General features: G+C 54.5%; 17 protein-coding genes. 9 read left to right on the top strand and 8 right to left on the bottom strand.

Translation table 11 applies throughout. The features are described 5' to 3' along the window. Positions 1-126 precede the first annotated feature (126 nt). Positions 127-2,679 carry an aminopeptidase N gene (gene pepN / locus BLP79_RS09505; RefSeq protein WP_090218439.1) on the bottom strand — a complete coding sequence of 851 codons (2,553 nt, stop codon included), beginning with the start codon at positions 2,677-2,679 and terminating at the stop codon, positions 127-129. A gap of 264 nt (positions 2,680-2,943) precedes the next feature. On the opposite strand from pepN, the gene BLP79_RS09500 reads away from it, so the two are divergent. The 4 genes from BLP79_RS09500 to BLP79_RS09485 all read left to right on the top strand — a co-directional run bounded on the left by BLP79_RS09500 (position 2,944) and on the right by BLP79_RS09485 (position 7,445). After that, the gene (locus BLP79_RS09500) at positions 2,944-3,702 is read left to right on the top strand and encodes a gamma-glutamyl-gamma-aminobutyrate hydrolase family protein (protein WP_090218437.1); all 759 of its coding nucleotides are present in this window, start codon (positions 2,944-2,946) and stop codon (positions 3,700-3,702) included. 127 nt (positions 3,703-3,829) lie between these two features. After that, positions 3,830-4,288, top strand: a complete 459-nt coding sequence (locus BLP79_RS09495; protein WP_157843933.1) for a methyltransferase family protein — start codon at positions 3,830-3,832, stop codon at positions 4,286-4,288. Between the two features lie 130 nt (positions 4,289-4,418). Next, on the top strand, positions 4,419-5,996 hold the full coding sequence (locus BLP79_RS09490) for a Re/Si-specific NAD(P)(+) transhydrogenase subunit alpha (RefSeq protein WP_090218433.1): 1,578 nt from the start codon (positions 4,419-4,421) through the stop codon (positions 5,994-5,996). A gap of 15 nt (positions 5,997-6,011) precedes the next feature. Further along, positions 6,012-7,445 (top strand): NAD(P)(+) transhydrogenase (Re/Si-specific) subunit beta, encoded by a 1,434-nt coding sequence (locus BLP79_RS09485; RefSeq protein WP_090218432.1) that lies wholly within the window; start codon positions 6,012-6,014, stop codon positions 7,443-7,445. A gap of 162 nt (positions 7,446-7,607) precedes the next feature. On the opposite strand, the gene BLP79_RS09480 is transcribed toward BLP79_RS09485, so the two are convergent. After that, complete coding sequence (locus tag BLP79_RS09480; RefSeq protein WP_090218430.1) at positions 7,608-8,528, bottom strand: hypothetical protein; 921 nt, start codon at positions 8,526-8,528, stop codon at positions 7,608-7,610. 313 nt (positions 8,529-8,841) lie between these two features. Here BLP79_RS09480 and BLP79_RS09475 point away from each other — a divergent pair, with 313 nt between their 5' ends. Both BLP79_RS09475 and BLP79_RS09470 read left to right on the top strand, forming a co-directional pair. Beyond that, positions 8,842-10,122, top strand: a complete 1,281-nt coding sequence (locus tag BLP79_RS09475) for a DUF3422 family protein (protein WP_090218428.1) — start codon at positions 8,842-8,844, stop codon at positions 10,120-10,122. A 136-nt stretch (positions 10,123-10,258) separates the two neighbouring features. Further along, a complete protein-coding gene (locus tag BLP79_RS09470; protein WP_090218427.1) occupies positions 10,259-11,422 on the top strand; it encodes a M20 aminoacylase family protein in 1,164 nt (387 codons plus the stop codon). A 6-nt stretch (positions 11,423-11,428) separates the two neighbouring features. Here BLP79_RS09470 and BLP79_RS09465 read toward each other — a convergent pair whose 3' ends face one another. The 6 genes from BLP79_RS09465 to glmU all read right to left on the bottom strand — a co-directional run bounded on the left by BLP79_RS09465 (position 11,429) and on the right by glmU (position 18,772). After that, positions 11,429-12,487, bottom strand: a complete 1,059-nt coding sequence (locus BLP79_RS09465) for a glycosyltransferase family 4 protein (RefSeq protein WP_090218425.1) — start codon at positions 12,485-12,487, stop codon at positions 11,429-11,431. Next, entirely contained in the window at positions 12,484-13,794 is a 1,311-nt protein-coding gene (locus BLP79_RS09460) for a 3-deoxy-D-manno-octulosonic acid transferase (protein ID WP_090218423.1), read from the bottom strand. The genes BLP79_RS09465 and BLP79_RS09460 overlap by 4 nt, the downstream gene beginning before the upstream one ends. 7 nt (positions 13,795-13,801) lie before the next feature. Continuing rightward, a complete protein-coding gene (moaA, locus tag BLP79_RS09455; RefSeq protein ID WP_090218422.1) occupies positions 13,802-14,809 on the bottom strand; it encodes a GTP 3',8-cyclase MoaA in 1,008 nt (335 codons plus the stop codon). A 109-nt stretch (positions 14,810-14,918) separates the two neighbouring features. Beyond that, positions 14,919-15,605, bottom strand: a complete 687-nt coding sequence (locus tag BLP79_RS09450) for a DNA alkylation repair protein (protein WP_090218420.1) — start codon at positions 15,603-15,605, stop codon at positions 14,919-14,921. Position 15,606: 1 nt separating this feature from the next. Continuing rightward, complete coding sequence (gene glmS / locus BLP79_RS09445) at positions 15,607-17,415, bottom strand: glutamine--fructose-6-phosphate transaminase (isomerizing) (RefSeq protein WP_090218418.1); 1,809 nt, start codon at positions 17,413-17,415, stop codon at positions 15,607-15,609. Position 17,416: 1 nt separating this feature from the next. Then, positions 17,417-18,772 carry a bifunctional UDP-N-acetylglucosamine diphosphorylase/glucosamine-1-phosphate N-acetyltransferase GlmU gene (glmU, locus tag BLP79_RS09440; protein WP_090218415.1) on the bottom strand — a complete coding sequence of 452 codons (1,356 nt, stop codon included), beginning with the start codon at positions 18,770-18,772 and terminating at the stop codon, positions 17,417-17,419. A 132-nt stretch (positions 18,773-18,904) separates the two neighbouring features. On the opposite strand from glmU, the gene BLP79_RS09435 reads away from it, so the two are divergent. The 3 genes from BLP79_RS09435 to BLP79_RS09425 all read left to right on the top strand — a co-directional run bounded on the left by BLP79_RS09435 (position 18,905) and on the right by BLP79_RS09425 (position 22,129). Next, positions 18,905-19,582: an HAD-IA family hydrolase gene (locus tag BLP79_RS09435; RefSeq protein ID WP_090218761.1), complete on the top strand. Its 678-nt coding sequence runs from the start codon at positions 18,905-18,907 to the stop codon at positions 19,580-19,582. Between the two features lie 30 nt (positions 19,583-19,612). Next, positions 19,613-20,806, top strand: a complete 1,194-nt coding sequence (locus BLP79_RS09430; protein WP_090218413.1) for a DegT/DnrJ/EryC1/StrS family aminotransferase — start codon at positions 19,613-19,615, stop codon at positions 20,804-20,806. A 162-nt stretch (positions 20,807-20,968) separates the two neighbouring features. After that, positions 20,969-22,129 (top strand): isovaleryl-CoA dehydrogenase, encoded by a 1,161-nt coding sequence (locus tag BLP79_RS09425; protein ID WP_090218412.1) that lies wholly within the window; start codon positions 20,969-20,971, stop codon positions 22,127-22,129. The last annotated feature ends 9 nt before the right edge of the window (positions 22,130-22,138 follow it).

Genomic DNA, 22,138 nt, shown 5'->3' with positions numbered 1-22,138 from the left:
ATAAAGGCAGCGTTAGGGATTTTCCAAAGCGATGCAGGTTGCGTTAACCTTTTGTTGCCTCATTTCAAATTCCATTTGGAAACAATCCCTTGGAACGGGGCGCATTGGCTGCGCCCCGATTTGAAGTCATGCGTTCAGAATGCGTGTCACCATTTCATTGGTGTCGCGGCTTAGTCCCTTGGTTGTGGCGATCCGTTGCAGCTCTCCTTTGATCAGCTCTTGGCGCGCCGTGTCATAGCGCGGCCAGCTTTGGAATGCTGCACACATGCGGGCCGTGGTCTGTGGGTTTAGCGCATCAAGGGCAATCAGATTGTCCGCCAACAGCGTGTAGCCTGCGCCTGAGATCTGATGAAAGCCTGCGTGATGCCCTGACAATGCTCCCATAACGGCGCGGAACCGGTTGGGGTTTTTCAGAGTGAAAAGTGGATGTGTGGTCAACTCTTTTGCGATACGCGCGGCCGCCTCGGGTTCGGCGCAGCTGATTTGCAGGGCAAACCATTTGTCCATCACCAGCCGGTCCTCCTGCCATTGGTCAAAGAAGGAGGCAGAGGCGTCTGCGCCTTTGTCGGCTTTTAACAGGCAGGCCAGCGCCGCATATTGCAGCGTCATATTGTCAGCCGTTTCAAATTGGCGCTGGGCTTGCTCTCCGGCGTCCAGACGGGTCAGCAAAGACAAAATGCGGGCATTCAGCGCGCGTTTGCCGGCACCTTCCGCATCGGGGCTGTATGGTCCGTCGACAGTGGTCGCGGCATAAAGCCGTGGCAGACTGTCGCTAAGCGCCTGTGCAAGTGTCTGGGTAAAGGTTTCGGAGGCGTCATAGATCTTTTGTGGATCAGGAACCTGCCCACGCGCGTGCAGGGTTTGGGCAAGATCGGATTGCCCCGGAGCCTGTAAGACCAGCGCGCGAAAAGCTGGATCCAGCGTGTCATCGCGCACCAGTTTTATCAAAGCATCCAGATAAGCACTGTCGGGGGCTTCGCCTGCAGTGATCATTGCAAGGCGCGTCTCTTTGGCAAGCGCGTTGCCTGCCTCCCAACGGTTGAAGGGGTCTGTATCATGCGCAAATAGGAAGGTGCGTTCGGTGTTTGTTGTGTCGCGTTCCAATATCACCGGCGCTGAGAATTCCCGCAGGATAGAGGGGACGGGTTTGGCGGCGAGCCCGTCAAAGGCAAAGCTTTGGGTGGCTTGTGTCATCTCCAGAACGCGGGTGGGCTGGATCTCATCACCTTTGTCATTCAGCAGGCCAACCGCGATTGGAATAACACGCGGGTCTTTGATGTCTTGGCCGGGGGTCGGCGCGGTGGATTGTTCAAAGGTGAGTGTATAGGTGCCAGCGTCAAAATTATCGCTGACCTTCAGTTTTGGTGTACCTGCCTGACTGTACCAGCGTTTGAATTGTGCCATATCGCGGCCGGTTGCGTCTTCAAACACACTCAGCCAGTCTTCGATGGTACAGGCCTGCCCATCATGGCGATCAAAGTAGAGATCCAGTGCCTTGTAATAATCGGCATCCCCCACAAGACGTTTCAACATGCCAATGACTTCGGCACCTTTTTCGTAAACGGTGGCGGTATAGAAGTTGTTGATCTCCTGAAATTCTTCCGGACGTGGGGGATGGGACAGCGGGCCTTGGTCCTCAGGGAACTGGCGCGCGCGCAGGGCAATGACGTCTTCGATGCGTTTCACGGGTTCGGATCGCATATCCGCTGTGAACTGCGCATCGCGATAAACGGTGAGACCTTCTTTCAGGCACAGCTGGAACCAATCCCGGCAGGTGATGCGGTTGCCGGTCCAGTTGTGGAAATATTCATGCGCGATAATGGCTTCAATTCGTTCGAAATTGGCATCCGTTGAGGTTTCGGGAGAGGCCAGCACGCAGGAAGAATTGAAGACATTCAGCCCTTTGTTTTCCATTGCCCCCATGTTGAAATCATCCACCGCAACGATGTTGAAGATATCCAGATCATATTCGCGGCCATAGACCTCTTCGTCCCAGGTCATGGATTTCTTGAGCGCTTCCATACCAAAAGCACACTTGCCCTCATCGCCGGGGCGCACCCAGATGTTCAGGTCTACATCCTTGCCTGATTTGGTGGTGAAATGGTCGGGGTGGTTGATCAGATCTCCGGCGACCAATGCAAACAGATAGGCGGGTTTGGGCCATGGATCGTGCCACTCGGCCCAGCCTTCGCCGCTGGCTGTGGGATTGCCATTGGACAATAGAACCTTTTCAGGGCCTTCAATGCGCACCTTAAATGTCGACATGACATCGGGGCGGTCGGGGTAATAGGTGATTTTGCGAAAACCTTCCGCCTCACATTGGGTGCAATACATGCCATTGGACATGTAAAGCCCTTCCAGCGCTGTATTGCCTTTGGGATTGATCTCGACCTCGGCTTCCCAAAGAAACGGCGTAGATGGCACGGCGCAGTTTAGACCACCATCGACTTCTTCGACTTGAACAGGTGTGCCATCAATGGCTGCGCTGATCAGTTCAAGCTCTTCACCATGCAGGAAAAAGTCAGAGCTCGCGGCGTTTTCTTGTGGGATGAACCGGATTCGGCTTAGGACCCGTGTCGCAGTTGGCGCGAGTTTGAATGTCAGCTCGACACTCTCTACGTCAAACCCAAAGGGGGTGTAATCTTTGAGATAAAAGGTTTGGGGGGCGGAGCTGGTCATAAGAGCCTCATGCGATGTCGTTTTTAAAGACGTTAGGTAACTGTTTGGGGGGCTGCAAGGCAGATCAGGCGTGATCTGTCACTCTAGGTGTTGAACAAATTCCAAGCAAAGTAGGCTTTGCCCTGTGCTTTATCGTTATGGGCGCTTGGCTATCTGGGTGAGCTGTGCATGGTTGAACATCAGCTTGCGCCCTTGTTAGAATTGCTGTGCTGGGCGCAAAGGCTTATTTGATGTAAAGCACAGAAAAGTGAAAGAGCGGTATCGATGCGTCCCAAAGTGGCCATTATCGGCAATCCCAGTTTGTTAAATGACAACTACCCAGTGCATGCGGGTGGGACCATGAATTCAGAAGCTGTGGCTGAAGTGTCGCGGTGTGTGCCCTTCATTGTGCCTGCTGATCCGCGTTTTGTTTCTGTTGAGGAACTATTGGAAAGCTGCGATGGCTTTCTATTGACGGGGGGGCGCCCCAATGTGCATCCAACTGAGTATGGCGAAGTTGAAACCGAGGCGCATGGTGCATTTGACCGGGCCCGTGATGCGATTGTGTTGCCCTTGGTGCGGGCCTGCGTCGAGCGCGGCCAGCCCTTTTTGGGGATCTGCCGGGGGTTTCAGGAGGTGAATGTTGCGATGGGGGGCAGTCTATATCCTGAAATTCGCGACCTTCCGGGGCGGATGAACCACCGCATGCCGCCTGACGGTACGATCGAAGAGAAATTTGCGCTGCGCCATGTGGTGTCGTTCCCACAAGACGGCGTGTTTGCTGACCTGTTTGGCACGCATAAGGTGATGACCAATACCCTGCATGGGCAAGGGATCAAAGAGCCGGGCCAGCGTATTGTGGTTGAAGGCACCGCAGAGGATGGCACGCCCGAAGCGATTTATGTCAAGGATGCGCCGGGGTTCACCTTGGCGGTTCAATGGCATCCTGAATATCAGGCGGCGACGGATCCGGTCTCGCGACCTTTATTCGAAGCATTTGGGCGTGCAGCCTATGCTTGGGCCGACGGCAAACCGTTTTTATGAACTGGCGACAATTGATCTGCTTTTGCGAGTGTTGAAGGGGCGTAATACATGCCATAACTGCTTTTGCTGGACCTAAGAGAAATAGCAGTTAATTATGCGACCGTTGGCTCTGGGAGGGGAGGCAATCATGGCACCAAAGTTTATTTCACGCTGGTTGGATATACCGCCGATCTGGTTGCTGGGGCATATTGTCGTGGTTGCCTGGTTTGCACCGTTTGTTTCGGTTGATTGGGATTTCGCACATGAGGTGATCGCCTGTGTGTTTTGGGGAGTGGCTGCAGTTCTAATTGCTACTGCGGCTTTTGAGTTTTTCCGATTTAAAACAACGGTTCATCCTCATAACAAGCCGCGTTTTCTTATTAAAACAGGTGTTTTTCGGCAAAGCCGAAATCCAATATACCTTGCAGATCTTTTGGTTCTGCTGGGTGTCGTTATCTGGTTCAAAGCCCTGTTTGCTTTACCTGTACTTGTTGTGTTTTTCTGGATTGTACAGACGCGTTTTATTGCGTGTGAAGAACAACGATTGTCACAGTTGTTTCCAGACGATTGGCGTGACTACTGTGAAAGGGTTCGACGCTGGGTGTGAATTTGGCAGTGCAGCGTAAATTGCGGCACTGCAGCAAAATGCTTGCGCAATAATGTTGCGTGTATTAGCTTACGATCATTGCGAATGAAACTATGTGTTTCGTCGCGGATAGGACGAGGGGAAAGATTAGGTGAAACTAGGAACGCCAAAAGAGAGCTTCGCGGGTGAGGCACGGGTGGCTATGACACCCGAGTCGGCCAAGCAGCTGCAAAAACTTGGTTATGACTGTGCCATCGAAAGTGGCGCCGGTCTGGCTGCTGGATTTTCTGACACAACCTACAGCGATGCGGGTGTTGAGGTCGTTGAGACCGCTGCAGCTTTGTGGGCAACGTCTGACATTATCGCGAAGGTGCGCCAGCCAGATGCGACCGAGCTTGAGCATCTGACCAAGGAAAAGACCCTTATCTCTTTCTTTAATCCAGCTGGAAACGAAGAAGGAATGGAGGCTGCCAAAACCAAAGGCGCAAACGTGATCGCCATGGAAATGGTGCCGCGGATCTCTCGGGCCCAGAAAATGGACGCGCTGTCTTCGATGGCCAATATCGCAGGTTATCGTGCGGTTATCGAAGCGGGCAACAATTTTGGTCGTTTCTTCACTGGGCAGATCACTGCAGCGGGTAAAGTCCCACCTGCAAAAGTCTTGGTTGTTGGCGCTGGTGTTGCAGGTCTTGCCGCGATTGGCACCTCTACATCCTTGGGCGCGGTCACCTATGCTTTTGATGTGCGTCCAGAAGTTGCTGAACAAGTGGAATCAATGGGGGCGGAATTTGTCTACCTTGATTTCGAAGAAGAGCAGCAAGACGGCGCCGCCACTGGCGGTTATGCGTCTGTTTCCAGCCCTGAATTCCGCGAAGCACAGCTGGCGAAGTTCCGTGAGCTTGCCCCTGAAATTGACATTGTGATCACAACCGCGCTGATCCCGAACCGCCCGGCGCCCAAGCTGTGGCTTGAGGATATGATCGCGGCGATGAAGCCGGGCTCTGTCATCGTCGACCTGGCAGCGGAACGGGGCGGCAATGCGGAAGGCACCGTTGCGGACGAAAAAGTCGTTACCGAAAATGGCGTGACGATCATTGGCTATACGGATTTCCCAAGCCGGATGGCGGCGCAGTCTTCCAGCCTTTATGCGACAAACATTCGCCATATGATGACCGATCTGACCCCGGAAAAAGACGGTCAGGTTGTGCATAATATGGAAGATGACGTGATCCGAGGCGCGACCGTTACCCATCAGGGTGAGATCACCTTCCCACCACCCCCTCCAAAGGTGCAGGCGATCGCGGCTAAGCCCAAGGAAACTGTACCCGAACTTACGCCGGAAGAGAAACGGGCACAGGAAGCAGCTGAGTTCAAAGCGCAGACCAAAAATCAAGTCAAACTGTTGTCGATTGGGGCAGCGTTGATCTTGGGCGTTGGTTTGATCCCGAACATGCCCGCCAGCTTTATGCAGCACTTTATCGTGTTTGTTCTGTCGGTCTTTATTGGCTTCCAAGTGATTTGGAATGTGGCGCATTCATTGCACACGCCTTTGATGGCGGTGACCAATGCGATTTCGTCGATCATCATTTTGGGCGCTGTGATCCAGATTGGATCAACCGGAGCCATGGTGACAATTCTTGCGGCACTTTCGGTCTTTATGGCTGGTATCAATATCTTTGGTGGCTTCATGGTCACCCGGCGCATGCTTGCCATGTTCCAGAAGTCTTAAGGAAGGGCGGGATCTATGGAAAACGCATTCACAATCGCGGCCTATGTGGTCGCAGGTGTTCTGTTCATCCTATCGCTGGGCGGGCTGTCAGGACAGGAAAGCGCAAAGCGCGCGGTTTGGTATGGCATTGTGGGCATGGGCCTTGCGGTGTTTGCCACACTGGTGGGGCCGGGAGCTGGTCTTTGGTGGTTGTCAGGCATTCTGATCATCCTGGGTGGTCTGATCGGCATGCAACTGGCGCAGCGCGTTCAGATGACACAAATGCCGGAACTGGTTGCAGCAATGCACTCATTGGTGGGTCTGGCGGCGGTCTTTGTTGGCTTTAACGCAGAGATGACCATCAATGCGGTTGAAGCGGCCAAAGCAGCGGGCGAAACGCTGGACGGCACATTTGCATTGCTGGTGGCGAAGAAAGAGCCGATTGAGATTGCAATCTTGAAGGTTGAACTGTCCCTTGGCATCTGGATTGGGGCTGTTACCTTTACCGGTTCAGTGATTGCTTACGGTAAACTGGCGGGCAAGGTAAATTCCGCGGCGACCAAACTGCCGGGCGGTCATATGCTGAACGCAGGCGCGGCTGCGATCTCGCTTCTGTGTCTGATCTGGTATCTGAACACCGGTGCAATGTTCCCGCTGCTGATCCTGACGTTGGCTGCGCTGTTTATCGGCTATCACCTGATCATGGGGATCGGTGGTGCTGATATGCCTGTGGTTGTCTCGATGCTGAACTCTTATTCAGGTTGGGCGGCTGCGGCGATTGGTTTCTCACTGGGCAACGACCTGCTGATCGTGGTTGGTGCGCTTGTGGGCTCGTCTGGTGCGATCCTGTCTTACATCATGTGTAAGGCCATGAACCGGTCCTTTGTTTCTGTCATCCTTGGCGGCTTTGGTGGCACCACCGGTCCGGCGATGGAAGTCGAAGGTGAGCAGGTTGCGATTGACGCCGATGGCGTGGCGACAGCACTGGATGAGGCCGATAGCATCGTGATCATCCCGGGTTACGGCATGGCGGTTGCACAGGCGCAGCAAAACGTTGCAGAGCTGACGCGTCGTTTGCGTGCCAAAGGCAAAGAAGTGCGTTTCGCGATCCACCCTGTTGCGGGTCGTTTGCCCGGCCACATGAATGTTCTCTTGGCCGAGGCGAAGGTGCCTTATGACATCGTGTTGGAAATGGATGAAATCAACGATGATTTCCCTGAAACTGACGTCGCGATTGTGATCGGCTCAAATGACATCGTGAACCCGGCAGCGCAAGAGGATCCGAACTCTCCCATCGCTGGGATGCCGGTTCTGGAATGCTGGAAAGCAAAGCAGGTCTTTGTCTCCAAACGGGGGCAGGGCACTGGGTATTCGGGCATCGAAAACCCGCTGTTCTTTAAAGACAACACGCGGATGTTCTATGGCGACGCAAAAGCAAGCCTTGACCAGTTGCTGACGCTGATTTCCTAAGAGCGCAGCTGACAGAAAAAACGAAAGCGCACCTGAGAGGGTGCGCTTTTTTCACATCTGGTGTTGTTCAATATCTTTTGCGTATTCGTACATCGGGAATGCTGAATGTACGATGCTCTGATCGTGGCTTAAACAGCCTGTGGTCCTGCCTGCTTCTTTACATCAAAAGTTTTGAGGAGGATGGGTTTGATGCGATTGAGGATGTTTGATCAATTGTACATCTTTCATATCAAAGCCCTTCTCAACAAGCGCTTCAACACCGCGGTCAAGAGAGGGTTTTGAGGTCTGGTGATGTCCACTGAAGTTGTTCATCATTTTGAGTTTCCCCCCTTTGCCTACATCAAATTCCCCAGCCGTTATAACCGGTTCACTCCCGGCCAAAGAACTATGGTGGAGCAACGTCCCGACGCGGACCGGTGAGGCAATGAGATTTTTATTCATATCAATAACGTACATGTATCTCCCTGGCTTAAGCGGACGGTCTTTATAGTCGACGAGGTTCCCGTTCTGAGCCGTAACCGTTGCTTTTTTTCGCGCGTCAGGGGTTAGCACGCGGACATGGTTTGCTTTATCGCTTTCTCTGTAAGTTGGTGTAACCGTATGGAACGGTTTTCCCTGTCCTTTAACTTCGTCAACCGCTCTATCAATTCTTTTTTGTTGGCTTGGCTTCCCGGCATGGGGGGCATCATACAAGGCTTGAACGCCGTCGCCTAAAGCGGTGTCTTTCCACTGTGCCTTGGGAACAAATTGATTTGCTGACTGTGTGGCGATTGCCTTCTGTTCAACCCGGTGTCTGGTGTTTGCAATGTAGTAAGCGCCGCCCAACACAGCTGCTGCTTTTAGAATTGTCGGAACGCGGCTTGTGGGCCGGTCTTCTTGATGTGGTCTGCTGGAGCCTCTGCGTTGCGTGTTTTCAGTTTGTGTCGCAGCCTCACCAAAAATCGCGCTTGTTTGCTTTGTACCATCAGCCGGTGTCGATGAGGGAACCCGCTTTCTGGTTCTGGTGGGTCTGTCCGGGCTCGCATCTGGTCCATCTGCTCGAGGTTGCGAACTGGCGGTACCGTTGATTTCCGGTGCTTTCATGACTTGTACTCCAAATTTCAGTACAAATGTACGCACTTGGGCCCTATTGGGGTATAATTGTTTTTTATCCCTCCAGGGTGATCTGCATATCAATTGGCGTTTCTTGAGGGCGTGAAAAGCCGCGCGTGCCAGAGCTTTTCATCTTAGCGCTCTGAAACCGTTTGAAGCCAGCGACTTACGAAGGTTTCTAAACCCGATCAGGCAAAGTGTTGTATACTGCGGTATTCATTTAAGCATATGAAAAATAACAATTTTTATATACAGAAGGAAACTTGTGCCCTAGTCTTCATTCAACATTAGCAAAGAGTTCCGCATGTCGACTATCACAGATCATCCGCTTCGCTACCCTCTCACAAACGAGCTGCACGCCCGCCCTTTCCCAAAGATGGATGCGCCAAGTACTGTGGTGTATTTTGCGCTCAAACATGAACGCAATGCGGTGCAGCGAAGCCGCGAGCAGGATTTGGCACATCTGATTGCATTGTTGGATCGATATGGTGCTGCGCATCCAACGCCGGGGGCCACGCATCATTCTGCGAAACTTGGGCGCTACACTTTGAAGTGGGAGCAGCATACGGAATTTGTCAGCTACACGTTGTTTGCGCCTGGAACAGCGGATCGGGCTTTTGATCCCGCGGATTTTGAAATTGTACCAAGGGATTGGATTGCCAACGCGCCAGGGGTTCGGATTACGTCGCTTATGATCCGTGTGTTGCCACGTCCCAAGGTGGCGGCGCAAAAGAAATGCCTTGAGGATTGGTTTGTGCCTGAAAGCCTTGCTGCATCAAGTGTGCTGGATGACAGCGCGGTTGTGGCGGGCGATTTTCAAATTGATGCAGCTGGTCATATGCGGTTTGCGGTGTTTGCAAATGAAGACACGGGAAAACAGCGCATAGGGCGCATTGTGCAACGTCTATGTGAGATCGAAACGTATCGCGCCATGTCTATGTTGGGGTTTGCGCGCGCACGTGCCTTGTCGCCAACCATATCCGCGCTGGATGAAACCTTAAGCGAGATGATGACGGAAATGACAGGAGCAAGCACTGAGGCTGATCAAACTCTTTCAAAGCTTTTGACCGTATCAGCTGAACTTGAGACATTGGGCGCGCAGACCGCGTTTCGCTTTAGCGCGACTGGAGCCTATGAGGCTTTGGTCAATCAGCGGATCGAAATCCTGCGCGAGTGCCAATTGAATGGGTATCAGACTTTTGGCGAATTTATGCTGCGTCGCTTTGAGCCCGCGATGCGCACGGTGAATTCCAGTAAAACACGTCTCTCGGTTCTGGCGGATCGCGCGCGGCGCGCTGGAGAGCTGCTGCGAACGCGGGTTGATGTTGAACGGAGCGCGCAAAACCAGGCTCTTTTGGCCAGTATGGACAAGCGTGCTGATTTGCAATTGCGTTTGCAGCATACGGTTGAAGGATTGTCTGTTGTGGCAATCAGTTATTATGCTGTCTCTCTTGCGGGATATCTTTTGTATCCGTTGGGCGCTGCAATGGGGTGGTCAAAAGGCCATCTGACAGCAGTGTTGACTGTGCCTGTTATTGCGCTGGTTTGGTTGGCAGTGCGCCATGTGAAAAAGAATCTTCATTAAGTCTGCACCCTATGACTGTTTGAGCGTAAACAGGATTTCACGCTGTGCCTTGATACGTTGGGGTAGTATATAACAGCCAGAGCATTTGATCCTGTTACCTGTCGTGTGAACAAGGATCTGACAAAGGAGAGCATTCATGCCGGTCAAAAACCGTTTTGCAGAACTACAGGGTGAAATTACCGCATGGCGGCGTGATCTTCATGAAAACCCCGAAATCCTGTTTGAAACCCATCGTACCAGTGCTTTGGTTGCTGAGAAGTTAGAAGCCTTTGGCTGTGATGAAATCGTAACCGGTCTTGGCCGCACGGGCGTTGTTGGGGTCATCAAAGGTAAAAGCGATACATCTGGCAAGGTGATTGGCCTGCGCGCAGATATGGATGCATTGCCAATCCATGAACAGACCGGATTAGACTATGCCTCTAAAACGGATGGGGCGATGCATGCTTGTGGCCATGATGGACATACCGCAATGCTGCTGGGGGCTGCGAAATACCTGTCTGAGACGCGCAATTTTGATGGCACTGTTGTGGTGATCTTCCAACCCGCCGAAGAAGGCGGCGGCGGCGGCAAGGAAATGTGCGATGACGGTATGATGGCGCGTTGGAACATCCAAGAGGTTTACGGGATGCACAATTGGCCGGGGCAACCGCTGGGCAGTTTCGCAATCCGTCCGGGGCCGTTTTTTGCAGCGACCGACCAGTTTGATATCACGTTTGAGGGCCGGGGGGGCCATGCGGCCAAACCCCATGAGACGATTGATACAACCGTGATGGCCTCGCAAGCGGTTGTTGCGCTGCAAACCATTGCGGCGCGCACAGCTGATCCTGTACATCAGCTTGTTGTCTCGGTGACGTCGTTTGAAACCTCCTCAAACGCCTATAATGTGATCCCGCAAAAGGTTCACATCAAAGGCACCGTGCGGACACTGGATGCAGAGATCCGCGATATTGCGGAAACACGGATCAAAGAGATCTGCGCGGGCGTTGCCGCGACTTTTGGCGGCACGGCAGATGTGTCTTACCATCGAGGCTACCCCGTGATGGTGAACAGTGAAGCGCAGACCGCATTTGCAGCACAGGTTGCAGCAGGCATTGCCGGGAGCTGCGAGGAAGCGCCTTTGGTGATGGGCGGAGAGGATTTCGCTTACATGCTGGAAGAACGCCCGGGTGCCTATATTCTGGTAGGCAATGGCGATACCGCAGCGGTGCATCATCCTGAATATAATTTCAACGACGAAGCCATTCCTGCAGGGTGCAGCTGGTGGGCTGAAATCGTTGAACAGAGAATGCCTGCCAGCTAGGCCCGGTTACGACGCTAAAAGATCCCGGTAGAGGGCGACCAATGTGTCGGCCTCTTGTTCCAGTGCAAAGTGTTCGACCACATGTGCACGGGCATTTTGAGACCAGTGTTCAAGGCAGTCGGGCGTGTCCAGAACGTGGCGCACCGCATCGTGCATGGCGCCACTGTTGCCGGGGTCAATCAGTAAACCGCACTGTTGATCTGCGATCAATTCTTCAAATGCACCCACCCGCGTTGCAACGACGGGAACCCCGCAGGCCATGGCCTCCAGCGGGGTCAGGCCAAAGCCCTCCCACCGTTGAGGAGCGACGTAAAGATCAAGCGCCTGATACCAGCGGGCAACTTCCCAGACGGGCACTTCATCGGGAAATAGGATCCGTTCTGACAGACCTGCCTTGGACACTTTGGCGCGCAGATCTTGCGCAAATCCTTCGTGTTTTTCTGTCGCACGCCCCATCACAAGCGCAACTGCGTTGGGGGACTGTTGCAGCACTTTGATCATGGTATCAACAAAGACATCTGTGCCCTTTTGCGCACGGATACGGCCAAAGCAGCCAATCAGCACCGCGTTTTCGGGCAAACCAAGATCACGTCGCAGCGCTGTCTTGTCTTCAACTGGCGTGAAATCTTGGATGTTGATGCCGTGATGCACGACCTGCACAGGTTCAGCCAGATAGGCCGCCCCTTTTGCTGAGGTCGCAATCACCCTATCCATTTTGGACATCAGCCATTTGGTATAGCCGGAATGGTTGCGCTGGGATGCGGATGTAAACAGCAGTTTTAGATTTTTACCCAGTACGGATTTCAGGACGATGCCGCCGAGCATTTCTATATTGCGCCGGGCATGCCAGACGCGGTTGCCTTTGGGTCCCTTGCGATTGAGCGTCAGCAATTGCCACCATGATAGATGTGGCATGTCGTCTGGTAATCCATTGCCTGCTGTGGCGATGGTGATTTGGTCGGCCTGTACCGGCACGAGGCGCACAATGGTTGAAGTGACACCAGATAAGCGCCGCTTAAAATTCGGCGCTATGACTTCAACCTTGTTTGGGTCAACCTGTGTCATCCTGTGGCTCGCTTTGCATGATCTAACATCTGAACAATCGCAGACAGTGTTTGGTCCAGTTGATCTGTTTGCTGCGCCAGATAGTGCTGTGCAGCGGTCTGGGCGCGTGTTTGGGTATCCGCGTTGTGCAACCATTCTGTAACAGCTGCCGAGAGCTGCGAGGCTGTTGCCACCTCCACCGCGCCTCCTGCGTCGATCAGGGCCGGGAATGTTTCCATGAAATTGCTATAGCCAGGTCCGGTCAGGATTGCAGCTCCGGCACGGGCAACTTCAAAGGGGTTGTGCCCGCCGATGGGCAGCAGAGAGCCGCCCAGAAAGACAATCGGAGAGAGCGCATACCAGGTGCCAACCTCGCCAAGTGTATCGGCAAGATAGACTTGTGTTGCCGGTGTTGGCATCTTGCCCGCGCTGCGTTGTACAACGGTCAGATCTGCGGCTTGGATCTGGGCCATCAGGTCGCTGCCACGTTCAGGGTGGCGCGGCGCCAAGAGCAGCAAGAGGTCGGGAAACTGTCCAAGCAGTGCCCTATGGGCCGCCAGAACAGTGTCTTCTTCCCCTGGATGGGTGGAGCTGGCAATCCAGACAGGCCGTCCCTGCAATCGATCGCGCAGATCGTTCAGCGTGGTGTGATCTACGGGCAGGGGGGCCGCGCCTGCTTTGAGATTGCCTGCAGGGTGGACATCGCGTGCGCCAAGCTGTGTCAGCTGTGTTGCGACCGCGTCGTTTTGTGCCAGAACTAATGAAAACTGATCCATAACAAAGGCAGCTGTGTCAGGACGCTTGCGCCAGTTTGCAAATGATTTCCGGGACAGCCGTGCGTTCACCAGTGCAATTGGAATGTTTCGTTTTGCGGTGTCATGGAGCGTGACTGGCCAAAGTTCACTTTCGACAAAAATCGCTGCATCTGGTTGCCAATGGGTCAGGAACCGGTTGACGGGTTGGCTCCCATCAAGTGGTGCAAATTGATGGATCGCATTTGAAGGCAGTCGTTTTTGCGCCATTTCTGCAGAGGTCGCGGTGCCGGAGGTGAGCAGAAAATGAGCATCAGGGCGCAGCGTGCTGAGATGTTCAATCAAGGTCAGCGCGGCGAGGCTTTCACCAACCGAGGCACCATGGAGCCAAATGAGCTGCCCCTGTGGACGCAATTGTGTCGGATAGCCCAGACGTTCGCGCTGGCGCGCGTCGCTGATCCCTTGCGCTGCAAGCTTTTGGCGAATCTTTCGATAGGCCAGTGGGACAAGCACCGTGGTTGCTGCACGATACAAATGAAACAGCGGCGTTGCTGCACGGCGTTGAGGGCGCGTCATGAGGGGATCAGCCGCCTGTGTGGCTCATATGGCGTGACATTTGCCCGTCGACGCGCTGGCGGGAATAGTCAAAATCATGGCCCTTGGGTTTCTTTGTGATCGCAGCGCGGATGGCGTCTTGCAGGGCGGCTGCATCACCGGGTGCGGACCGTAAGGGCGCGCGCAGGTCCGCCATGTCTTCCTGACCAAGGCACATGTAAAGTTCGCCGGTGCAGGTGAGACGCACGCGATTGCAGCTTTCGCAGAAATTATGTGACAAGGGAGTGATAAACCCGATTTTCTGCCCGGTTTCTTCTAGGCGGATATAACGCGCAGGACCACCTGTGCGTTCGGCCAGATCTGTAACCGTGTATTCCTGCTCGTAAGCGCTGCGCACGTCTTTGAGTGACCAATATTGATCCAGCCGATCTTCATTGCCAAGATCCCCCATGGGCATGACTTCAATCCATGTCAGATCCATGTCGCGTTCGGCGCACCAGCGGGTGATCTGCCCAAGTTCCGGTTCATTGAACGCTTTAAGCGCAACTGCGTTGATTTTCACCCGAAGGCCTGCCTTTTGCGCGGCATCTATGCCCCGCAAGACCTGTGGTAAACGGCCCCAGCGCGTGACCTCGGCAAATTTAGTCTCGTCCAACGTGTCCAACGAAATATTTACGCGCCGCACGCCTGCGTCAAACAGATCCTGCGCGTATTTCTCAAGCTGAGAGCCATTGGTGGTTAGCGTCAGTTCCTTTAACGCGCCACTTTCCAGATGGCGGCCCATTGCGTGGAAAAAGGTCATAATCCCACGCCGCACCAAAGGTTCACCCCCGGTGATCCGCAGTTTTTCGACTCCCATGCCCACAAAGGTAGAGCACATATGGTCCAGCTCTTCCAACGTGAGCAGTTCTTTCTTGGGAAGAAATGTCATGTTTTCAGACATGCAGTAGACACAGCGAAAGTCGCAGCGATCCGTGACAGAGACACGGAGATAGGTGATGGCACGGGCGAAAGGATCGATCAAAGGCGCTGTCATAGGCCAATAGGTAAAGTCTGACGGCTCTGGGAACAAGAGGGCACCGGCGAAAGGATTGATTTCTACCTATGGGGGAAAGCTGGTGCCCATGACGTTTTAGACGACAGGATCAGCCCTGCTTGTGAAGGTATCTCTGCGCTTCTTTGCGGGCAAATGCCTTCATGGTGCTGCCGTGCTGTTCCAGAAAGGCGGTAACGCGCGGTGCATCATGTTTGCTCAGATCGCGTAGCCACCATCCAACGGCCTTTTGAATAAACCGGTTGCGATCTGTGGTGTAGGTTGCGGCCCAATCCAAGATGCGCTCTCTTTGGTGGATGTCATCGGCCTTTGGGTTTGCCATTTTCGCCCAAGGCAGGGTCGCCACCAAAGCCGCACGCCGCCGCCACATGTGATCCGAGGTGGTCCAGCCGTCGATCGTGTCTAAACGATCTGGTGCAGCAATCAGGCGCTTTTGTAGCGCGGTGCAGGCATGATCCGCAATTGCCCAGCTGTCGAAATCCTGAACCCAGCTGCAGAGCAATTCCCAGACCCCGGCATCTTCTTTGATACGGGCCTGTGTCAGCACTTTGGCGGCACAGATCCGTGCTTCGAATATATCGCTTTGCCATAAATCGGCGGCGAGCGAGATCCGTTGTTCAAGCGTGAGCGTCTGCCGCCAGTCTTTTGTGAGGTCATTTAGGACAGGATTAGGAACGCCCAGAACGGGGCGCTCCTGTTTGTGGTACGCTGTCTTTTGCTCGATGGTTGCAGGATCGCTGTGCACAGTCAGTTGCGCCAGAGCCTCATCAAGAGTCATATTATTCAACCGTCACAGATTTGGCCAGGTTGCGTGGCTGGTCGACGTCTGTGCCTTTGGCAATTGCGGTGAAATAAGCGATTTGCTGGGCGGGCACGGCGTATAGGATTGGCGTCAGAACGGAATTGACATGTGGCAGCACAAGGGTTTCAGCGACACCTTCACTGGCAAGCTCGGCGCCTTTGGCATCGGTGACCAAAATGACTTTGCCGCCGCGTGCCATCACTTCCTGCATGTTGGATACGGTTTTATCAAACAGCGCATCGCTTGGTGCAATGACGACAACGGGTACGGTTTCATCGATCAAGGCAATGGGGCCGTGTTTTAATTCTCCGCTGGCGTAGCCCTCGGCGTGGATGTAGCTCAGCTCTTTCAGTTTAAGCGCACCCTCAAGGGCGAGAGGGTACAGGTGCCCGCGTCCCAAAAAGATAATATCCTGTGCTTTTGCAAGCTCTCTGGAAACAGCAGTGACTTGCTCTTCGCCAGCAATCACCTGATGCAAAAGCCCCGGCAGGCTGCGAAGATCTTCAGGCAGATCAGCAGGCAAGGGTTGGCCGCGTTGCGCTGCGGCTTTCAGGGCCATCAGCAAAAGGATCACAAGCTGACAGGTGAACGCTTTGGTTGAGGCGACGCTGATTTCAGGGCCTGCGTGGATGGGTAAAACCACGTCGCTTTCGCGCGCGATGGAGCTTTCGGGCACATTGACAAGTCCGGCAATTTGCTGCGCTTTGCCCGCGCAATACCGCAGGGCCGCAAGCGTGTCGGCGGTTTCGCCGGATTGGCTGACAAACACGGCCAATGTGCCTGCGCTGATTGGCGGTTCGCGGTAGCGGAATTCAGAGGCGACATCGACCTCAACCGGCATGCGGGCGATCTGTTCGAACCAGTATTTGGCGGCAAGACACGCGTAATAGCCTGTGCCGCAGGCAACCAGAGTGAGGCGTTCCACTTTGGTAAAATCCAGCTCCTCGGGCAGGGTGATCTGATTGTTTTGATCCAGATACGCAGCCAAGGCGCGATTGATCGCGGTGGGTTGTTCGGCGATTTCTTTGGCCATGAAATGTTTGTGGCCGTCCTTATCGATACGCGCAATATCCAGTTTGATTTTGCGCATTTCGCGGCTCACCGCCTCACCGTGCAGATTGCGTACGTCAAGGGAAGAACGGCTCAAAACCGCAAAGTCGCCTTCTTCCAGATAGGTGATCTGATCGGTAAAAGGCGCAAGGGCCATCGCATCAGAGCCCACATACATTTCCCCCTCTCCATGACCGATGGCCAAAGGAGAGCCTTTGCGAGCGGCAATCATCAGATCATCATAGCCATCAAACAGGAAGGCAAGCGCAAATGCGCCCTCAAGGGCGCTGATGGTTTTATAGGCGGCGTCTTGTGGCGAAAGGCCGTTTTGCATGTGGCGCTCGGTCAGCAGGGCAACGGTTTCGGTGTCTGTGTCTGTCGTGCACTCAAACCCTTCAGCTGCCAGAGTCGCGCGCAACTCTTTGAAGTTTTCGATGATCCCATTGTGAACCACAGCCACGCAGCCTGCTTTGTGAGGGTGCGCATTGTTCACGGAGGGTGCGCCATGGGTGGCCCATCTGGTGTGGCCGATGCCAGATTTTCCGGTCAGGGGCTCATGCACCAGCAGGTCGCTGAGATTGGCAAGCTTGCCAAGCGCGCGGCGGCGCGCGAGGGTGCCGTTGTTGACGGTTGCAATCCCTGCACTGTCATAGCCGCGATATTCCAGCCGTTTCAGCCCTTCCACCAAGGTAGGAGCGGCTTCATGATGTCCCAGTACTCCAACAATTCCGCACATTTTATTTGGCTCCTTTGGTGAGACGGGCTTTCTTTGCGCGCAGCATGTCCATCAGTTTCGCCGCGCGACCTGGTTTGTTTGTTTGTGGCACGCGGGACAAGGCCAGGGCCTCCGCCTCGACATTTTTGGTGACCACGGTGCCAGAGGCTGTCATCGCATCACGACCCACGGTGACGGGTGCCACGAGCAATGTGTTTGATCCGATAAAGGCGCGCGGGCCAATTTCGGTGCGATGCTTCATAAAGCCATCGTAGTTACAGGTGATTGTGCCTGCACCAATATTGGTGGCTTCACCGACGCTTGCATCGCCGATGTAAGACAGGTGATTGACCTTGGCACCGGCTGCGATTTCAGCGTTTTTGATTTCAACAAAATTACCTATATGAGTGTTTTCAGCCAACTCTGCTCCGGGGCGCAGTCGCGCATAGGGGCCGACCTTGGCGCCGCGGCTGACATGGCAGCCTTCCAGATGGGAAAACGCCCGGATCAACGCGCCGCTTTCTACCGTAACATCTGGTCCAAAAACCACATTGGGTTCAATCACAGTGTCGCGGCCAATCACGGTGTCAAAGGCAAGGAACACGGTTTCCGGTGCCATCATCGTGACGCCCATTTCCAGAAGGTCTGCGCGGGCGCGGGCCTGAAACACGGCCTCAGCCGCTGCGAGATCCGCGCGGGAGTTTACCCCCAGTGTTTCAGTCTCGTCACAGGACACAGCGGTCACCGATAGGCCTTGCGCACGGGCAAGTTCTACCAGATCCGTGAGGTAATATTCGCCAGAGGCGTTTTTGTTTTCGACCTTGCTCAGCAAATCAAACATCACCGCAGCGTCGCAAGCCATCAGGCCTGAATTGCAAAAGCGGATTGCACGTTGGTCTTCTGAGGCGTCTTTGTATTCAACAATCTTTTCAAGACTGTCGCCGTCCATGATCAACCGGCCATATCGGCCGGGATCCGCGGCTTCAAACCCTAAAACCACCAGATCCGCCTTGGCGCGAGCGTCCACCATGTGCTCTAGCGTTTCAGCTTGTAAAAACGGGGTGTCGCCATAAAGAATGACAGCGTCGCCCTTGAACGAAGACAGGGCTTCGCGCGCCTGATCCACTGCATGTGCGGTGCCAAGCTGCTCTTCCTGCATCACGACTTGCGCGGTTTCGTCGATCTTTTCGACTTCGGCGCGCACCGCGTCGGCACCATGGCCCGCGACAATAATTGTGTGTTCCGGGTTGAGCGCACGCCCTGCCGCCATCGCATGTTCCAACATGCTGGCCTGTGCAATCGGGTGCAGGACTTTGGGCAGATCCGAGTTCATCCGGGTGCCTTTGCCTGCGGCAAGGATGATAAGGGCGGTGCTCATGCGGTTTTTCTCTTTGTGTTTTAGGTTGACCCGTTTTATCCGCTATGGGGCTGTACGCAAGGGATCGTGCCATCAAACAAGGTTGCGACTTGCAATAACCTGTGGCGGTTTTGTGCCGAAGAAGGGAAAATCATGCGAACTGTTATCTTTGATCTGGATGGAACCCTTGCGGATACCTCGGGCGATTTACTGGCGGCGGCCAATGCCTGCTTTCGCGAGATGGGGCATGGCGATGTTCTGACGCAGGCGCAGGATGCGGGCGTTGCCCTGCGCGGCGGGCGTATGATGCTGACAACTGGCCTCAAACGGGTTGGTCAGTATTCCGAGGCATTGGTGAATCAATATTACCCAGTCCTACTGGAAGCCTATCGGTCTGATATTGATCGGTACACCGTGCTTTACCCTGGTGCGATGGAGGCAGTGTCGGAATTGAAACAGCGCGGCATGGCTGTTGGAATTTGCACGAATAAGCCTGAAGCACTGGCGGAGCAGCTTTTGCTGTCTCTAGGCGTGCGTGGCGCGTTTGGATCACTGGTTGGGGCGGATACACTACCGGTGCGCAAACCCGATCCCGCCCCGTTGGTTGAGGCGGCGCGACGTGCCGGAGGTGATCCTGCGCAAACCGTTTTGATTGGCGACAGTGATACGGATCGCAACACATCAGCGAATGCGGGCCTGCCGTCGATTCTTGTGACCTTTGGTCCATCCGGGGAAGATATGGCAGCGTTAAAGCCCGAAGGCTTGCTTTCGCAGTTTTCTGATCTGCCGGATTTGGTGGATCAGGTGCTGGCCGCGTATCTCGGCTCTTGACGCTGGCGCGGGCTGGGCGCACAAAACAGTATGGCAGAGATATTTACGGGTAATTTTACCCAGCAAGAACCCATTCCCGAAGATGCAATCGCAGCCGCAGTTGAGGTGATGCGCCATGGGCGTTTGCACCGCTACAACACCGCCGAAGGAGAGCTGAGCGAAACCGCGCTATTGGAGCAGGAATTTGCCGCGCAGATGGGGGCGAAATACTGTCTTGCGGTAGCCTCGGGGGGCTATGCGCTGGCAACTGCATTGCGCGCGGTAGGGGTGCAGGCCGGAGATGCGGTTTTGACCAACGCATTTACGCTGGCACCGGTGCCGGGCTCTATCGCCGCAGTTGGTGGGCGTCCCATCTATGTGGATGTGAATGAAGCTCTGACCATTGATTTGGATGATCTTACCACGAAGGTGGATCAGGCTAAGGTGCTGCTGCTGTCACATATGCGCGGGCATCTGTGCGATATGGATCGCTTGATGCAGATCTGCGATGCGGCGGGCGTTACCGTGATCGAGGATTGCGCCCACACGATGGGAGCCAGTTGGAACGGGGTCTTGTCTGGTCGCCATGGCGCAGTCGGCTGTTATAGCTGCCAGACCTATAAACATGTGAATTCGGGTGAGGGCGGATTGTTCGTCACTGACGATCCTGAAATTGCGGCTCGTGCGACGATGCTGTCGGGATCTTACATGCTGTATGAACGCCATCTTGCGGCTCCAGCCCCTGAGGTGTTTGAGCAGGTGAAATATGTGACCCCCAATATCTCGGGCCGGATGGACAATCTGCGCGCTGCTATTCTGCGCCCTCAGTTGAAAGATCTGGATCGACAGGTTGAACGTTGGAACGCGCGCTATCGTGCGCTTGAGGCGGGATTGCGGGATCTGCCGGGGCTTGCTGTGGTAGAGCGCCCGGATGCAGAAGTATACGTGGGATCTTCGTTTCAGTTCCTGCTTCTGGATTGGGCCCCGGATGGCGTGCAACAGGTGTTGCAACGTTGTGCAGCACGCGGGGTTGAACTGAAATGGTTCGGAGGAGCTGAACCGCAGGCCTTTACCTCGCGCTATGACAGCTGGCGGTATGCAGATGTGCCCAGCCTGCCCCAAAGTGATCGCGTGCTGGCGGGCGTTATCGACATTCGTGTGCCTTTGACCTTTAGCGTTGAAGACTGCGCGCAGATCGCCCGGATTATCCGCGCCGAAGTCGGGGCCGTATTTCAAGCAGAGTAAAAGCTGCGCCACGACCAGATCAGTTGAAACGCCGGGTGCATGATGCGCCCGGCGTTTTGTATTTCAGCAAAAGTGACGGAAGGTCTGTATTGACCTGTGCTTGGGTCTCTGTTTATCTGAACATGTGTTCAAATAATGAACTGCGCGACGGAGGAGGTCGGGATGTTCAACGACAGTATGGTCTTTGATCTGGGAGAGGACGTGAACGCGTTGCGCGATATGGTGCACCGTTGGGCGCAGGAGCGGATTAAACCTATCGCGGGTGAAATCGATGCACAGAATATCTTTCCCTCTGATGTGTGGCGCGACATGGGAGAGTTGGGCCTATTGGGCATTACTGTCCCTGAAGAGTATGGCGGCGCGGGCATGTCGTATCTGGCGCATGTGATCGCCGTTGAAGAGATCGCCCGTGCCAGCGCTTCAGTGTCCTTATCTTATGGGGCGCACAGCAATCTTTGTGTCAATCAAATCAAACTGAACGGATCAGATGCGCAACGGCGGAAATACTTGCCGGATCTCATTTCAGGGGCAAAGGTGGGGGCACTAGCAATGTCTGAGGCCGGAGCGGGATCAGATGTTGTGTCGATGACCCTGCGAGCGGAGAAGCGAGCGGATCACTATCTTCTGAATGGCAATAAATATTGGATCACCAACGGTCCGGACGCTGAGACATTGGTGGTTTATGCCAAAACAGATCCTGATGCGGGCAGTCGGGGGATCACAGCCTTCATTATCGAAGGGGACATGCCGGGTTTCTCGACGTCGGTGCATTTTGATAAATTGGGCATGCGAGGATCAAACACGGCAGAGTTGATTTTTGAAAATGTTCAGGTGCCGCTTGAAAATATCCTTGGCGAAGATGGGCGCGGTGTGCGTGTGTTGATGTCGGGTCTTGATTATGAACGCGTGGTTCTGGCCGGCATCGGGACCGGTATCATGGCGGCCTGCATGGACGAAATGATGCCCTACCTGAAAGAGCGCAAACAGTTTGGGCAGCCCATTGGGGAGTTTCAACTGATGCAAGCCAAGATCGCCAATATGTATACGGCGATGAATTCTGCACGCGCCTATGTCTATGAGGTCGCGCGGGCGTGTGATCGCGGTACGGTGACGCGCCAGGACGCGGCGGCGTGTTGTCTTTATTCTTCTGAACAGGCGATGGTGCAGGCGCATCAAGCGGTGCAGGCGCTAGGCGGGGCTGGATATCTGAATGACCATCCCGTTGCACGCTTATTCCGGGATGCAAAACTAATGGAGATCGGGGCGGGGACCAGTGAAATTCGCCGTATGCTGATTGGTCGTGAGTTGATGGGCAAGATGTAACGAGGCCCT

The organism is Epibacterium ulvae (assembly GCF_900102795.1).
Taxonomy (GTDB): Bacteria; Pseudomonadota; Alphaproteobacteria; order Rhodobacterales; family Rhodobacteraceae; genus Epibacterium; species Epibacterium ulvae.
The sequence above is the reverse complement of the archived record's forward strand: the minus strand, read 5'-3'. Positions and strand labels throughout refer to the sequence as shown.